Genomic DNA, 16384 nt, shown 5'->3' with positions numbered 1-16384 from the left:
CGCTGCCACAACCCGATCCGATAACCGCCGGGCACCTGCGTGCCCTCGGTGATCGAGTCGCCCAGCGGCATCACCCGCACCCCGCCGTTCGACTCCGCGACGGCGACGCCCGTGCCCGTCAGCGCGCCCGTCAGTGCGCCCGTCACCGCTACGACCACGGCCAGCAGCGCCGCGGTCGACCATCGTCTCCACGTACGCGCGGCCGGTCCTCCGTCCGGCTGCTGGTGAGGCCGGTCCGGCCTCTGGCGGAACCTCGGCCTACTTCCGCCGAGCCGGCCGCGCCGGGTGACTGCGGCGCCGACCAGGCGCTCAAGGCATGCGATCTTCATGGATTCTCCTGGGAGAGTGCGGGACAGATCGTGCGCTGTTATCGCTCACATGTAAGAGGTGGACGTGGGGCCGTGGGCAGACTGAGGCCGGGCCGCGATTCGGGGGAAACTGGATTCGAATAGTTCTGTTAGCGCTAACATCAATGCCTACAGGGGGAGCCCTCTCTCTGTACTGCATGAAGGTGGTGGTGCGGCGGAGCAAATACGACGCGCCGATCCCGCGTCAAGGCTCCCCGCTCGTCCCGGCCGGCCCTCCGATCTGCCGGAGCGCCTCATCTGCCGCGACGAGGGCCCGGCCCGATCGCCATGGAGTGCGAGAGATGAAACTTTCACGTTACCGATCCGGCGGCGACAGGCCGATCGAGCCTTTCCGTCAGGGCTGACGAAATCTCACGTCGAAGGATCGGAAGAAAGGCCAGTTCGAAGGCCGGAGTTTCGCTGAGGACGCCGGAAACGATCTGCCCTCAGGCTGGACGTGTTTCGTGGTGGGTTCCGTACCGACTGCTCGGAGCGTCGTCCCCTGCGCCCGGGCCGGTCGGGGGGCGGCGGCGCGGCGGGCGCGGGCTCACGTTCAGCCGTCAGGAACGGTCATCCCGGGCGTGCGCGGGTCCGGTCGTGCCACGCAGGGAGATGGGCGGCGCGACCAGGAGATGGCCGTGCGGGGTGGCGGGATCGGCGATCAGCCGGATGAGCATCTCGACGGCGCGGGCGCCCAGCTCATCGGCGGGAACGTCGGCGGCCGTGAGCGGAGGATGCAGGTTCTCCGCCCAGTGCCGCGCGGAGACGCCGGTGATGGAGAAGTCGCGGGGCACGAGCAGGCCCGCCTGGGCGAGCGCGTGGTACATCCCGGGGGTGGCGGCCTCGTTGATGGTGGCGATCGCGGTCAGACCGGGGTGCTCGTCGAGGAGCCGCTCGACGCAGGACACCCCCGATTGGGCGTCGTCGGCGCAGCACGTCTGCACGCCGTCGAGACCGCGCTCCGCCATCGCGCGGGTGAAACCGGCCTGAGCGCGGTGGCCGGGGCCGTATCCGGCCGCCACCAGCTCCTCCGACCGGTTGACCAGGGCGATGCGGCGATGACCGAGGTCGGCCAGGTGGTGCACGCAGTTGGCGATCAGCTTCTCGTAGTCGATGTCCACCCAGGACATCTCCTCGGGGCGGCTGGTGCGGCCGATTCCGACGAAGGGCAGCCCGGCCTGCCGCAGGCGGGTGACACGGTCGTCCTCCAGCCGTATCTCCATGACGATGACGCCGTCCACGCGTCTGCCGCCGACCACGCGCTCGAACGATCGGTCGTGCTCGCCTCCGGACGGTGACAACAGGACGTCGAGGTCGGCGCGCGCGGCGGCGTCGACGACGCTGGCCACGAAGCCGAGTTGCATGTCGGTCAGGCGCCGGCTGGCGGGAGGGATCACCAGGCCGATGGTGTGGGTCCTGCCTTCCTTGAGCGCCTTGGCGGCCGCGTTGGGCCGGTAGCCCAGTTCGTCGATGACCGCTTGGATGCGCCGGCGGGTCTCCTCCGACACCGGGCGCTTGCCGCTGAGCGCGTACGAGACGGTGCTGCGCGCCACACCCGACCGCCTGGCGATCTCCCCGATATTCACCGGCGCTCCTCACCTGGTCCGACCGATATGCACATCGTAAGTCGAATCGAGCGCCTCGAATGACGACCGCGGCTCATGCGGTGTTCCGCTCGACCCCGTTGACGTGCGCGGTCTGTGGGTTCACGGCCATGTGAACCGATTCGACTCCAGGCGGAGACGATCGCGTCGTGCGGGGCCGCGAGACCGGACGCCGGTCGGGCGTGTGGTGCACGGCCGACCGGCGTGGCGGTCATGGGCGAGGCGGGCGGGTGACGCCCGTCACCGAGTCAGCTTCTGGTCCACTTCTGACTCGTCGTGCCGGTGCAGGACCACAGCTGGACCTTCGTGCCGTTCGAGGTGCCGAAGTTGCTCGCCTCCAGGCACAGGCCGGACTGCACGCCGGTGACGGTGCCGTCGGCGTTGATGGTCCACTGCTGGTTGGCCTGGCCGTTGCAGTCCCAGATGATCGCCCTGGTGCCGTTCGCGGTTCCGGCGGCCTCGGCGTCCAGGCACTTGGTGCCGTACACCTGCAGTTGCCGGGAGGCGGTGTAGGTCCACTGCTGGTTCGTCTGGCCGTTGCAGTCCCACAGCTGGACCTGCGTGCCGTTCGTCTGCGACACGTTCGGCACGTCCAGACAGCGGCCGGCGTTGACGTTGCGCAACGCCGACGTCGAGCCCTCCGGCCCGGACGGCGAGGGGGACGGTGAGGGGGACGACGAAGGGGGCAGGAGGGTGATGGTGAAGGTGTCGTCGACGGCGGTGTGCGGCAGGTTGACGGTCGTGCCGTTGTTGGACAGGGTCGCCACGGTGTTCTGCACGGTGACCGGTCCCTGGACCGCGCCGCCGCCGTTGTAGGGGATGCGCTCGACGAGAACACGGACCTGGTTGTTCTGCACGATGCCGCTGGTGGTGTCGAGGCGCTGCAGGTTGACGGCGACGTTGCCGGTGGTGCGGCCGCCGCCGACGAGGATCTTCGCGTTCCCGCTCGTCTTGGTGGCGAAGGCGTCGTAGTTGGAGCTGGGGGTGACGGAGGCGATCTGTCCGGTCTGGGAGCCGTAGAAGCGGTAGACCCACCATTCGCCCTTCGGCGAGTACTGGCCGGAGGAGTTGTGGGTGAGGAGGTTGGCCAGGTCGTTGTGCAGGTTGCTCCCGCTGGCCCAGTTGGCGCGCAGGCCGTCGGCGCCGGCCCGCTCCAGCCGGGCGATGTACCACGCGCCGTCGGCGGGGTTCTGCTCGTTGGAGGCGCCGTATTCGTTGATCTGGTAGGGACGCGGGTGGGCGATGCCGCGGGAGTTCAGCGTGGTGTCGGCCGTCGCGACGTTGGCCACCGGGTCGCCGGGCAGGGAGTGCCAGCTGACGATGTCGGGCACGACGTTGTTGGCCTTCACGTAGTCGAGGTACTGCGTCCACCAGCCGCCGGTGGACGGCACGCCCGCGAGGCTCGGGCCCACGATCAGGTGGGACGGGAACGCGGCGCGGATGCGCTGGTAGGCCCGCTTCCACATCTCGAAGTACTGCGACTGGGGGCGGTTCCAGAACAGGGTGAGGTTGGGCTCGTTCCAGAGGTCCCACTGGACCGGCGCGCCGGTGGCCCGCACGTCGTCGATGAGGCGGGTGAGGAAGTTGTCGTAGTCGGTCCAGTTGCCGTTGTCGCCGGGGAAGCGTGAGATCGCGTAGCCGTCGGCGCCCCACAGGTCATGGACGAGCAGGACGAACTCGCCGCCCAGCGACCGGGTGCGCAGCAACTGGGCGCGGGTGGCGTTCCAGCGACGGTCGTACTTGCCCGACACCCAGCCGCCCGGGCTGTCGAGCTGGGCGCCGCCGGCACGCATGTACCGGAACTTGACGTCGGTGAAGTAGTTGTCCGGGGGTGCGGCCGCGTTCTCGGTCATGCCGTAGATCCACCCCGACGCTCGGTAGGTCGGGGAACCGCCCGCGACCGAGAAGTTGACGGTGATGGACTCGTCGGCGGCCTGGGCCGGCGCGGCGGTCGCGACGACGGACGCGGCGACCAGCGCCGCGGCGGAGAAGAGGGCGGCCAGACCGCGGCGGCGGCCGTGCCGCCGGCGCAAGGTGATGTTCACTCGTGACTCCTTCGACGGAGGGGGTGGAGGATCGCAGGACGAGCCGTGGCGTGGTCCTGGAACCTGTGGTGTTGCCGTCTGGCGGTCGGGTGAAGCGAAGGGCGGTCTCAACGCAGGCGACGTAATCGAATCGATTCGCAGACAGGGTAGATTTAGGCGGGAAGTCATGTCAATCACATGTGTCCCTCATGTGAAGTCCATGTGTCGGACGCCTGTATCTATGGGATTTTCTCCGGCAGGGCGACGAACTTCCAGCTCAGAGACTTGCCTTCGAACCGATTCGTCGCGTTTTCCCTGACACCGCTCGACGTACGGGCGCCGTCTTCCGGCTATCGGCTATCGGTCGCGCTCGACGAAGGCGCCGGCGGCACGCATGGCGGTGACGAGCCGGTGTCCCGGGTAATCCGCGAGCCGAGGGAACTCCCTGCGGTGGTAGCAGGCCCAGTAGCTCGCCACGCGCTGCTGGACAAGGGTGAGGAACTGGGGATTGTCGGAGAGGAAACGGCTGTAGGCCTCGTGAGTGGGGGAGCCGGGAGTACCGAGGTCGCCGAGTGCGGTGTCGATGTCGGTCACGATCTCCAGGACGTATTCCCCGACGAGGTGAACGACGTAGGGGAGGACCCACGGATCGAGCCTGCCGATGATCTGCGCGAGGTGGTGCTGACGCACGAAGCCGTCGTGGTGGCGGGTGTAGAGGCAGTGCAGGATCGTCTGCTGGAGCGGCGTCAGGCCGTCGAGAGTTTCGGGGGAGACTTCCGGGTTGTAGATCCGTCCGGGGACGGTCACCCGGTCGTCGCCGACGGTCGCGCGAAACGAGCCCACCGGACAGTGAAGGGTCTTGGGGAGGACGCGGACGGCGGCGCGGACCTCACGTGCGAGGGCGTCCGGGAAGGCGCAGCTCAGCGACTCGTTCAGGCGCGAAGGCTCCGGCTCGCGGGCGTCGTCGACGCTCCGCCACCGGTAGCGGGCGCCGGGCGGGTTCTCCTCGTGGTCGCTGCCGCCCCGTTCCACGTCGACGTCAAGAGAGAAGCCGTGCCGTTCGAAGAAACGGCGGGCCGCGATGCTCTGCTGGAACACATGCAGGTGGAGCGTGCGGGGACGCGCCTTCTTGGCCTGCCCGAGCAGCGCGGTGCCGATGCCGCGCCTGTGAGCGGCGGGCGTGACGTAGAGGTGGCTCAGCCGGTCGCCCTGCAGGCAGGCGAAGCCCGCAACCTGACCGTGTAGCTCGGCGACCCACACCTGCGAGGCCGGGAGCATGACGTCGGCGATCCAGGCCCGGGTCTCCTCGTCGGAGCGCGGGCGGGGCAGGTACGTCATTTCGGCCCGGGCGGCGAGGAACACGTCGGCGATGTGCTCGGCGTCGCCGGACCAGGCGCGGCGTATCAGTGGCAGGGCGTCGTGCGCGATCAGTTCGGCCATCTTTCGAACACGCGTGAAAGCGAGGGAGGCGCCGATGTGGCCGCGGCCGGCCAAGCTCAGACCCCGCAGTCCGGCCAGGCAGTCTCGGAGCAGCCCTCGGTGGTCGGGGTGCAGGTTCCCGTTCCGCCGCAGGTAGGTCCAGATGACGCCGGCGACGGTGGAGTCCAGTTCCACCAGGTCGCCGTGGTCGGCCGGAGGCACCTCGTCGGGAAAGGGCGCCCGTACGTGCTCCTCCCACAGCGCCTTCACGGTGAACAGCGTCGCCTCGTGCGCGTCCGGCCCTGGCCAGCGCCAGCCGTGGCGGTAGCGGCTCTCCTCGACCGGCACCGTACGCTGGTACCGTTCGCGCTTGTCCGCGCTGCGGCGTCGCGCGAATTCGGCCAGCTCGGCGTGCCGGGCATCTCTGCTGACTTCCAGGATGTCCAGGGCGCGGACGAGCGCGCCCTCATCGTTGCGGACGTCGCCGGCACGGCTGGTGATGTAGTCCCAGGTCGCGCGCGGCCCCAGGGGCATGTGATGCCCGACCGCGCCGCGCAGGGCGGCGTACCGATAGCGGTGGGGCAGAGTGCGGTCACGCACGCGCCGTGCGTAGACGCCGAAGCTCACGACCCGCTCTCCAGGGCATCGAGGTCTGTCGTCGGGGCGGAGCCGAGCATAGCGAGGCCCTGGGCGCTCTCCCCATGCGTCCGGTCATGCGGTGGTGCCCGTATCTGCGGCGCCCGGCCGCGCCGACGTGGTTCGCGGTCCGCCGGGCGATGCGGCCCGTCTGTCGAGGGCCTGGACCCACTTCACCGCGACCGCGGCGACCTGGATGAGCTCGCAGCGCAGGCGGTCGGGATCGTCCTCGGCGAACGCCTCGAGGACCTCTTCGTGGAGGATGTGCCGCCAGGTCAGCCGTCCTTCGGCCGCGGCGTCGGCCACGGCCTGCTTGGCGAGGTCGGCCTCGGACGTGTACGCGGGTCCGGTGCCGTCCGGGTTCTCCTGCAGGCCCCACATCGCGTCCTGTGCCGCGCGCTCCGCTGCCACGTCGGTCAGCACTCGGTTCAGCGAACCGGGCAGGCCGTAGTCGCCGGGCTGCGTCATCGTGTCGGTGTCCCTTCCTCGGACGGTGATCCGGATTTCGGTCGCCTACCCTGCCGCCACCCCGCGGCCTCTCACCGCTGGTCGCCGGCTTCCGTTCGTACGATGGGCAGATCTTGGCATGGCGCCAGGAACCTCTCGAGATACCAGCCCAGATCGACGAACTCCGGCATGTGCGCGATGGTGCGGTGATCCGGCAGGGGGATCAGGGGAGCAATTCCCATCCCGCCCGGGCGAGCCGATCGAGAATTTCCACGAAATCGGTGTCGTGTTCGAACTCCAGGCCGATGGCGACGTCGCGGCTCATATCTCCTCGTGCCAGGTCGATGAAAAGGGGGGCCTTGCCGTACGGCACTCTGCCGTTCCGGCTCGGCGGGCGAACCGACGGTCCTCCCGGGCCGCAGAGCTTCATCATTGTTCCGAGCCTTGTCGAGCGGGAAATCGTCATCGGCCAGCCGCCGCGCTGAGCGGTTGCCGCGCCTGTACGGCTGAGCCGGTCCCCCGCATCGTGGCAAGGCCGGGGACCGGCTCAGAGCGACCGCCGGTGGCGGTCCATGAGATCAGCGCAGGTAGACCTTGGGCTGGGGTGGGGTGGCCATGCCGTTGCCGATGAAGAAGCTGGGGTGGGGCGGCTGGTTGTAGGCGGTGTTCTGCCAGGCCAGGGCGACCCGATACTGCGGGTCGTGCAGCAGGGTGTGGATCTTGACGGTGGTGAGGTCGGGGGTGGAGTAGATCCGCAGGGCCCGGTTGTCGGTGGTGGGCCAGACGACCTCCTCGCGCCAGTCGCCGAGGATGTCGCCCGACAGCGAGGGGGTGGACTTGGTGCCGTTGTTGGAGTGCACGTTCGAGCCGGTCAGCAGGCGCGTGTCGCCGCTCGTGCCGTACTTGTCGATGTGGGTGCCGTCGAGCAGTTCGCGGACCGGGTCGGCGTCCCACCAGGCGAGGAAGTTCATCGAGCCGGGCTTGCGGCCCAGGGTGGCGCCACTGGGGCTGCGCAGCGAGCCGTCCCTGGCCGACCAGGACTCGGCGCCGGGGCTGCCGGCCCAGATGTCGGCCGACACGCCGCGGCCGTTGTCGCCGCCGGAGGCGGTGGACCACAGCACCTGACCGGTGCGGGCGTCGGCGAACCAGGAGCCGGGCTTGCTGCTGTCCTCGTCGACCTTGAACTCCTCCAGACCGGGCCGGGAGGGGTCGAGGTCGCCGACGTGCATGGCGTCGCCGTGGCCGTTGCGGGTGTTCCACAGCGGCTGGCCGTTGTCGTTGATCGCCATCGCGCCGAAGACGATCTCGTCCTTGCCGTCGGCGTCGACGTCGGCGATCGACAGGTTGTGGTTGCCCTGCCCGGCGTACGCCGTGTTGGAGTTGGAGTCGAACTTCCACCGCTCGACGAGTGAGCCGTTGCGGAAGTCCCAGGCGGCGATGACCGTACGGGTGTAGTAGCCGCGGGACATGATCAGGCTGGGCCGCTGGCCGTCGAGGTAGGCGGTGGCGGCGAGGAAGCGGTCGACGCGGTTGCCGTAGCTGTCGCCCCAGGAGGAGACCGTCCCCCGTGGCGGGTCGTAGTTCACTGTGGACATCGCGGCGCCGGTGCGGCCGTTGAACATGGTGAGGTATTCGGGCCCGGACAGGATGTAGCAGTCGGAGTTGCGGTAGTCGGCGCTCGCGTTGCCGATGGTCTTGCCGGTGCCGTCGACCGTGCCGTCGGCGGTCTTCATCGCCACCTCGGCCCTGCCGTCGCCGTCGTAGTCGTACACCTGGAACTGCGTGTAGTGGGCGCCGGCGCGGATGTTGCGGCCCAGGTTGATGCGCCACAGCCGGGTGCCGTCCAGCCGGATGCCGTCGATGTAGACCGGGTCGGTGACCCCGGATTGGGAGTTGTCCTTGGCGTTGGAGGGGTCCCACTTGAGCACCAGGTCGAGCCGGCCGTCGCCGTCCAGGTCGCCGACGGATGCGTCGTTGGCGCTGTAGGAGCTGCCCGGCGGGCTGATCGGCACGTCCAGATAGCCGTTGCCGAAGCGCAGCGAGGTCTCCGAGGCCGCTCCCTCGCTGCCGCCGCTGACCGGGCGCACCGTGTAGGAGGCGTCGGCCGCCGCGCCGGAGTCCAGGTAGTTGGTGGAGTTGGTGACGGTCGCGATGCGGGTGCCGCCCCGGTAGACGTTGAAGGAGGTGTCGCGGGACTCGGTGCCCCACAGCCGCCAGGACACCAGGTTGCCCGACCCGGAGTGGACGCTGATCAGGCCCCGGTCCAGGTTCTCCATCTGCTTCGCCCCGGCCGGCACGCTCGTCGGGCTGCTGCTGGGGCTCGGGCTGGGCGAGGCGCCGGGGCTCTGGGTGGGTGAAGCGCTCGGTGAAACGCCCGGTGAAGCGCTCGGGCTGCTGGTGACGGCCCCCGTGCAGGTGGTGCCGTTGAGGGAGAAGGACGCGGGGATCGGGTTGGAGCCGTTCCACGAGCCGTTGAACCCGAAGGCGGTGCTGCCTCCGGAGCCGATTGCCGCGTTGTAGCCGGCGTCGGTGACGGTGACGTTCGCGCCGCTCTGGCTGACGGTGGCGTTCCAGAGCTGCGTTATCTGCTGGCCGGCACCGAAGGCCCAGGTCAGCCGCCAGCCGTTGACGGCGTCGCCCAGGTTCTCGATCGTCACGTTGGCGCCGAAACCGCCCTGCCACTGGTTGGTGATCTCGTAGCTGACCCGGCAGGCCACGGCGGCGGTGGCGGACGTCTGTGTGGCGACCACTGATGCGATCGCCGCACAGATGGTGCCGGCGGCCACAGCGAGGCGGGCCGCCGTCCGATTTGAACGTTTCATAAATCGTCCAGTCTGATGAGTGTTTCCGGTCGGTGGTGGACGCCACGAGACGCTAGAAACGCGGACGTGAAGGCGTCAAACATTCGTCGACGGCACGCCGACGTGACGGCGAAGGGGGAGTTGTTTCGTTTCAGGTCAGCCCGGGGAATGGCCGTGGCGGAGCGCGGTCTCCCCCTTGAAACTTTCGGAATCCGAGCGGTCGCCGGTGTGGCCGCGACCGGGGTCACCCGCAGGGAGTCCACGCCTCACGTCGTCGCGCAAAGCGCGCGCGGCACCGACGGCACCGTGCCAATCCGCTTGTACCTGCGGCACCGTGCCGGTCTCAGGTCACCAGGCCCCTGCGGTAGGCGTAGACCACCGCCTGCACGCGGTCACGCAGGTCGAGCTTGGTGAGGATGCGCGACACGTACGTCTTGACCGTCTCCTGGCTGATGACCAGTGTCGCGGCGATCTCGCTGTTGGACAGGCCGTCGGCGATGAGGCGCAGCACCTCCAGCTCGCGCGGGGTCAGCGCGACGTCGTCCCGCGTGCCCTCGGTGGGACGGATCCGCGCCGCGAACCTGCCGACGAGCTGCCGCGTGACCTCCGGCGCCAGCAGCGCGGCACCCGTCGCGACGGTGCGGATGCCGTGCAGCAGCTGCGCCGGCGGGGCGTCCTTGAGCAGGAATCCACTCGCGCCCGCACGCAGCGCCTCGTACACGTACTCGTCCAGGTTGAACGTCGTCACCACGAGCACCTTGACGGGGTGCTCGACTCCGGCGCCGGCGAGCAGGCGGGTCGCCTCGATGCCGTCGAGCACCGGCATGCGCACGTCCATCACCACGATGTCCGGGTTCAGCCTGCGGGCGAGGTCGACCGCGGCGCGGCCGTCCCCGCACTCGCCGACCACCTCCAGGTCGGGCTGCGCATCGATGATCGTCGCGAACCCGGTGCGGATCAGTGCCTGGTCGTCGCAGACCAGAACCCGGACCGGCGCGTTCACGACGGGCTCCCCGCGGGGATGCGTGCGCTCACGACGAAGCCGCCGCCCGTCCGCCGGTCGGCGCTGAACTCGCCGCCCAGGGCGTCGACCCGCTCGCGGAGCCCGGCGAGGCCCCGCCCGCTCCCACCGGGGGAGCCGGCGTGCGAGCCGGAACCATCGGTGCTGACCTCCACGAGGATCTCCTTCTCGCCATAGCGCACGCGGACCTCGGTGTGGCTGCCGTGGGCGTATTTGAGGGCGTTCGTCAGGGACTCCTGCACGACCCTATAGGCCACGAACTCGGCGCTGCCGGCCGATTCCGCCGGCCTGCCCTCCTCGGCGAACTCCACCGGCTGTCCGGCCCGGCGCGCCTGCTCCACCAGGGTGTGAAGTTCGCCGGCGGACGGCATCCTGACGTCGGTGTCATGGTCGGGGTTGAGCAGGTCGAGCAGGTGCCGCAGGTCGGAGATGGCCCGCCGGCCGGTGTCGGTGACGGCGGTCAGGGCCGCGTCGAGACGATCGGGCGCGGCGGTCAGGTAGCGTGCCGCCTCGGCCTGCACGACCATCGCCGTCACATGGTGGGTCACGACGTCGTGGAGCTCGCGGGCGATGCGGGTGCGTTCGGCGGCGCGGGTGGCCTCGGCGACGCGGCGGCGGCCCTCGGCCTCGGCGGCCCGGGTGGAGCGCAGCCAGGCCCCGACGCCCCAGGCGAGGACCAGCACCAGGTAGAACGTCACGTATCCTTCCGGTTCCTCGACCGAGCCGGTCCGGTCGAGCGCGACCGCCAGCGGCACGTACGCCAAGGACAGGAGGACCACGGTGATACGCCGGTGACGCTCCAGATGGGCGCCCCCGCTCATGAGCACGATGGGCAGTGCGGTGCTCGCGGCCGTGTGGTAGGCGCTGAGCTGGTCGAGGGCGAAGCCGAGCGACCCCAAGGCGAGACAGACGGCCGGCCATCGTCGCCGGACGGCCAGCGAGAAGCACTGGAGGGCGACCACCAGGACGGCCGACGCGTCGAAGGGGCGGGTCGGCAGGTCGCCGAGCTGCGTTCCGTGGTTGTGCATCGCCGGCAGGAACGAGGAGACGGCCAGCAGCAGCGCGAGCGGAAGATCCCGGACCGTGACGTCGCATCGCCGCCACAGGTCCGTGACCCGCCGGAAATCGATCACTGGGAGAGCGTAGCGGTCGCGTCGGCGCGGGCACGGCGCCGACGGGGAACCAGGTTGCCGCGACGGCGGGCCAGCCACAGGAACACGACCGTCAGCAGCAGGCCGAACACCACCGCGTACGCGCTCGCCTCCGGCCCGAACTCGCCGCCGGTGAGCACGGCCGGACCCGACGTCACACCATGCAGCAGCCCCTGCGCCGCGCCGTTGCCGGAGACCTCGGTGCTGAAGACGCCGCCCTCGACGAAGTTCCAAGCGAAGTGCAGGCCGATCGGCAGCCACAGGGTGCGGGTCGCGGCGTACGCGGCGGCGAGCATGCCGCCGGCCTCGATCGCGATGGCGATCGCGCCCCACAGGTTGGCGTTCTGGTTGCCCAGGTGCATCAGGCCGAACACCAGGCCGGTCAGTCCCAGCGCGATCCACGTGCCGGTCCATTTCTCGACGATCCGGAACAGGATGCCGCGGAACAGCAGCTCCTCCGTCACCGCGGCGGCGGCACTGAAGCCGAGCAGCCCGACCGCGCCCGTCACCGAGCCGAGGCCCTCGATCCGGTAACCACCCACGAGAGCGATGTTCAGGATGACGGCCGTGAACGCCCCGGCACCGATCAGCATCCCCCGGCCGACGGCGGAGGCGGCCCCTTCCCCGGCCACCTCCACCGGCGCGCGGTGCTCGGACCACCGCACCACCCGGGCGTACACGAACACCGCGAGTACGGCTGTCGCGACGCCGACGACCAGGGTGAGGAACGCGTTCCCCTGTACCGCGCCCATGATCGCGTTGCCGGCGAAGGCGACCACCGCGACGGCCACGAACTGCTTCAACAGACGCATGACGACTCCTTCGGGAGAGTCCGCGACCGGAGCGCCGCGGCTACGCCGAGAACGCTAGGGATTCGGCGGTCGCGAATCGTCCCCGCGCGGTGGACATTCGCGGGTAGCTCGCACGGGGGACACGCGCGCCCGCGGCCCTTCCGGCAGACACCGGCCGCCTCCGGCGCGGACAGCTCCCGGGCCCCGCCGGCAGGGCATATACCTCGCATATACCGGCGTCTTCGATGCTCGGGCGCGCCCGCACACTCACGTGAAGAGAAGGTGACCATGCGACGGGGGCTGCCGGGGCAGGGCATGGCCGGGGGAGGAGGCGGCGGGCACCTCGGCTGATCGAAGGCCCGCCCCGGCGACCGGCCTCGTGAGGGGTGACGGTGTTCGAGTTCGACGTTCTCGGGCCGCTGCGGGTGAGCCGCGACAAGGCGCCCGTCCCGCTGGGCGCGGCGATGCTGCGACGCATGCTGGCGGCCCTGCTGTGTACGCCGGGCCGGCCGGTGGCGGTGCCGGCGCTGATCGAGGCCCTGTGGGGGACCACACCGCCCCGCAGCGCGCACAAGACCCTTCAGATCTACGTGCTGCGGTTGAGGCGTGCGCTGGGCGAGCGCGACCGCGTGGTCCGTTGCACCGGTGGTTACGCCGCCGCCGTACTGCCGCCGGAGCTGGACGCGCTGCGCTTCCAGGAGCTCACGGCGGCGGGACGGGCCGCCAGGAGGAACGCGGACCTGGCGAAGGCGGGCACGCTCTTCGAGCGCGCGCTCGGCCTGTGGCGGGGGCCCGCCTACGCCGACGTCGGGGACGTGGCGCTGGTGGCCGACGAGGCCCGGCGGCTCGAGGAGGAGCGGCTGCTGACCTGTGAGGAGCTGGCCGTCGTCGACCTGGCCCGTGGCCGCCACGCGGAGCTGGTCACCGGCCTGACCGAGATGGCCGAGCTGCATCCGTACCGGGAGCGGCTGCACGCCTGCCTGATGCTGGCCCTGAGCCGGACCGGGCGCCAGGCCGAGGCGCTGCGGGTCTTCCAGCGGACGCGGACCGTGCTCGGCGAGGAACTCGGCGTGGAACCCGGCCGGATGCTGCGGCGGGTGCACGAGGCGATCCTGCGGGATGAGGCGACCGGCCCGTTCGCCGACGAGATCCTCGGGCCGGAGGGGGCGGCCTGCGCGGACGAGCGCGCCGCGTACCTCGGAGCCCGGGACACCGCCGGAAACACCGCCGGAAACACCGCCGGAAACACCGCCGGAAACACCGCCGGGAGCGACTCGGCGGGCCGGGCGGACGAGGGGTGTACGGGTGAGGGGTGGACGGGGCCCGCGACGACCGTGCCGTGCCAGCTGCCACCGGACATCGCGGACTTCACCGGACGCCAGGACACGGTGGAATCGCTGCGGCTGTGGCTCGGTGGAGCGGGCGGGCACACCACCGCGACGCCGGTCGTGGCGCTGTACGGCGGGGCGGGCACCGGCAAGACGGCGCTCGCGGTCCACGTCGCCCACCGCCTGCGGGAGACGTTCACCGACGGCCGGCTCTACGTCGACCTGCGTGGGACCTGCCCCCGGCCGATCGACCCGGCCGAGGCGCTGACGCGGTTCCTGATCGCCCTCGGGGTGGACGCGCGGGCGGTGCCGGACGACGCCGAGGAGCGCGGGAAGCTGTTCCGCACCGTCCTGGCCGATCGTCGCGTACTGGTCGTGCTGGACGACGCCGCGGGCGAGGAGCAGGTCAGGCCGCTCCTGCCGGGTGGTGCGGGCTGCGCCGTACTGGTGACGAGCAGGCGCGGGGTCGCCGGGTTGAGCGCCCGCTCCGTACGCGTCGGCCCGCTCGACCCGGCATGCGCGTCGGAGCTGCTCGGGCGGATCGCCGGACCGGATCGGGGGGCGGCGCGGCCCACCGTCGCGGCCGAGATCGTCCGGCTCTGCGGTCACCTGCCCCTGGCGATACGGATCGCCGGGGCGAAACTGGCGCTGCGCGGGCACTGGCAGCCCGAGCACCTGGCGGATCGCCTACGGGCGGAGCGGCGCCGCCTGGACGAGCTCGCCCTCGGCGACCTGTCGGTGCGGGCGGGGCTGGCCGCCGACTACGACAGGCTCGACGAGAGCGCCCGGCGGGCGCTGCGGATGCTCGGCCTGCTCGACGTCCCCGCCTTCACCGCCTGGATGCTCGCGGCGGCCCTCGACGTGGCGGTACGCGAAGCCGAGACCTGCGCCGATCTGCTCGTCGACGCCCAGCTTCTGACCTGCGAGGGCAGCGACGGGAACGGGCAGTTCCGCTACCGCTTCCCTGAGCTGGTGCGGCTCTACGCGCGCGAGCGCGCCGAGCTGGAGGAGACCGCAGACGAGCGGCACAAGGCGATCACTCGCTTTCTCGGCGCGTTGCTCGCGCTGGCGGAGACGGCGGAGAGCGGCCTGCCGGAGCGGGTGGCCTCCGTCATCCGTGGCGCGGCCCCTCGCTGGTGGGCCGCCCCCGTCGCCACCAGGGCCCTGGTCGGCGATCCGGCGGCCTGGTTCGACAGCGAGCGGCAGACCCTGCGGGCGGGGGTGGCGCAGGCCTGCCGGCTCGGCCTGTACGAGGCGGCCTGGGAACTGTCCGCCCGCGCGGCGGGCTACTACGCCTTCCGCGGCGACTACCGGGACTGGGCGTCCTCGCACGAGCTGGCGCTGCGGGCGTGCGCGACGGGCGGCGACCCGCGGGGCGAGGCGGTGATGACGCGCGGCCTCGGCCACCTGCTCATGATCGGCGTGGCGCCGCGGCGCGGCGTCGCCCCGGAGGCGATCGAGGCGGCACTCGCGGTGTTCGGCGCGGCGGGGGAGCGGCGCGGCGCGCTCGACCTGTTGTGCCTGCGGGCATTCGCGCTGTGTCGCGGTGGCGACCCCGACCAGGCCCGCGCGGTGGTGGACGAGGCCATGGCCACGGCCGAGGAGATCGGCTACGAGCTCGCCCTGAGCCGCCTCTGGTACGTCCGCGCCGTCATCGACCGGGAGCAGGGGCTCCACCGGGACGCCTTCGCCTGCGCCGGCCGCGCGCTCCGCCTGGCGATCCGCGGGAACAGCCTCGTGGCCAGGACCCTCGCCTTGGGGGAGATGGCCGCCGTCTGCCGCGACCACGCCGAGAGCAGGCGCGTCTCCCTCCACGTGTGGGAGGGCCTGCAGATCTGCCGGCGGCGCGGGGATCGGCTGATCGAGGCGTATCTGCTGCTCGCCCTCGGCGACCTCTGCCTTCGTTTCGGGCACAGGGACGTGGCGAAGCCGATCGAGCGGGTGCTGGCCGTGTTCGAGGAGTTCGGGGTTCCTTCCGGACGGGCCGCCGGGCTCCGCGTCCTGGGTGAGTCACACCGTCTCGGCGGCCGGGCCGACCAGGCGGTGCGTACGCTCGACGACGCGGTGCGCACGGCGCGCGGGCTGCACGACCTCCACGGGCAGGCGCTCGCGCTGAGGGCCCTCGGCCGGGCTCAGCGCGACCGCGGCGACCAGGAGGCGGCCTCGCGGTCCTGGGCGGCGGCCCACCGGCTGTTCCAGCGGCTCGGCAACACCGCCGAGGCGGCCGAGACCGCCGTGGCGGGCGCGGGCAGGGCCTTGCCCGATCATGACAACCTGCGGATGACGACGCCCAGCACCTCGCTCATCGGCAGGTAGCCCCAATGCCGCGAGTCCCGGCTGGCCGGGCCGTCGCCGAGGACCACCAGCCGGCCGGCCGGGACCACGTCGCCCGGTGTGGCGTGCGTGCCCGGCGCGACCTGGTCGGGCACCCTGTCGCCCGGCATCGCGGCGACCCGCTTGATCAGCCACTCCGTCCCGCGCAGTCCGGGCGTGCGTCCCGACGAGCCCGCGCCGTCCGGCTGCGGGTGCCGGAAGACCACCACCTGGCCGCGCCGCAGGACCGCCCGCCCGCCGCGCCGTATGAGCACCCGATCGCCCGGCCGGTACGTCGGAACCATGCTCGTCCCGGCCACCCGTACCACGACGAAGCGTCGCCGGGCCGCGACCACCCCGGTGACCGCGGCGACCGCGGCCACCGACAGCAGCGAAATCACGACATGTTGCATGATCAACCTTTCGGCCTGGTCAGCCGGTCGCGATTCTGCCGGGCCCCGGCTGCGCGGCGGTTGCGCGGCGCCTGCGGCATGTCGCGCAT

The 16384-nt window shown here is 71.3% G+C and carries 10 protein-coding genes and 1 pseudogene; 1 reads left to right on the top strand and 10 read right to left on the bottom strand.

Annotated elements, in window-relative coordinates; all coding sequences use genetic code 11:
- From ABZ860_RS40650 to ABZ860_RS40610, 9 genes and pseudogenes are all read right to left on the bottom strand, one after another.
- Positions 1-329: pseudogene (locus ABZ860_RS40650) on the bottom strand (hypothetical protein); the annotation flags it as partial.
- 578 nt (positions 330-907) lie between these two features.
- Complete coding sequence (locus tag ABZ860_RS40645; protein WP_357231404.1) at positions 908-1933, bottom strand: LacI family DNA-binding transcriptional regulator; 1026 nt, start codon at positions 1931-1933, stop codon at positions 908-910.
- Positions 1934-2199: 266 nt separating this feature from the next.
- Positions 2200-3996 carry a ricin-type beta-trefoil lectin domain protein gene (locus ABZ860_RS40640; protein ID WP_357231401.1) on the bottom strand — a complete coding sequence of 599 codons (1797 nt, stop codon included), beginning with the start codon at positions 3994-3996 and terminating at the stop codon, positions 2200-2202.
- 336 nt (positions 3997-4332) lie between these two features.
- The gene (locus ABZ860_RS40635; protein WP_357231398.1) at positions 4333-5994 is read right to left on the bottom strand and encodes a GNAT family N-acetyltransferase; all 1662 of its coding nucleotides are present in this window, start codon (positions 5992-5994) and stop codon (positions 4333-4335) included.
- 111 nt (positions 5995-6105) lie between these two features.
- Positions 6106-6498 carry a hypothetical protein gene (locus tag ABZ860_RS40630; RefSeq protein ID WP_357231395.1) on the bottom strand — a complete coding sequence of 131 codons (393 nt, stop codon included), beginning with the start codon at positions 6496-6498 and terminating at the stop codon, positions 6106-6108.
- Between the two features lie 557 nt (positions 6499-7055).
- A complete protein-coding gene (locus ABZ860_RS40625; RefSeq protein ID WP_357231392.1) occupies positions 7056-9227 on the bottom strand; it encodes a cellulose binding domain-containing protein in 2172 nt (723 codons plus the stop codon).
- A 394-nt stretch (positions 9228-9621) separates the two neighbouring features.
- Positions 9622-10281 (bottom strand): response regulator transcription factor, encoded by a 660-nt coding sequence (locus tag ABZ860_RS40620; RefSeq protein ID WP_357231389.1) that lies wholly within the window; start codon positions 10279-10281, stop codon positions 9622-9624.
- The gene (locus tag ABZ860_RS40615) at positions 10278-11432 is read right to left on the bottom strand and encodes a histidine kinase (protein WP_357231387.1); all 1155 of its coding nucleotides are present in this window, start codon (positions 11430-11432) and stop codon (positions 10278-10280) included. The genes ABZ860_RS40620 and ABZ860_RS40615 overlap by 4 nt, the downstream gene beginning before the upstream one ends.
- The gene (locus ABZ860_RS40610; protein WP_357231384.1) at positions 11429-12262 is read right to left on the bottom strand and encodes a CPBP family intramembrane glutamic endopeptidase; all 834 of its coding nucleotides are present in this window, start codon (positions 12260-12262) and stop codon (positions 11429-11431) included. The genes ABZ860_RS40615 and ABZ860_RS40610 overlap by 4 nt, the downstream gene beginning before the upstream one ends.
- A 371-nt stretch (positions 12263-12633) precedes the next feature.
- Here ABZ860_RS40610 and ABZ860_RS40605 point away from each other — a divergent pair, with 371 nt between their 5' ends.
- A complete protein-coding gene (locus ABZ860_RS40605; RefSeq protein ID WP_357231381.1) occupies positions 12634-15885 on the top strand; it encodes a BTAD domain-containing putative transcriptional regulator in 3252 nt (1083 codons plus the stop codon).
- Here the strand turns inward: ABZ860_RS40605 and ABZ860_RS40600 are convergent.
- Positions 15834-16295, bottom strand: a complete 462-nt coding sequence (locus ABZ860_RS40600) for a S26 family signal peptidase (protein WP_357231378.1) — start codon at positions 16293-16295, stop codon at positions 15834-15836. The genes ABZ860_RS40605 and ABZ860_RS40600 overlap by 52 nt on opposite strands.
- Between the last annotated feature and the right edge of the window lie 89 nt (positions 16296-16384).

Origin of the sequence: Microbispora sp. NPDC046973 (assembly GCF_040644495.1) — a bacterium.
In the GTDB taxonomy this organism is placed as follows: domain Bacteria; phylum Actinomycetota; class Actinomycetes; order Streptosporangiales; family Streptosporangiaceae; genus Microbispora.
The sequence above is the reverse complement of the archived record's forward strand: the minus strand, read 5'-3'. Positions and strand labels throughout refer to the sequence as shown.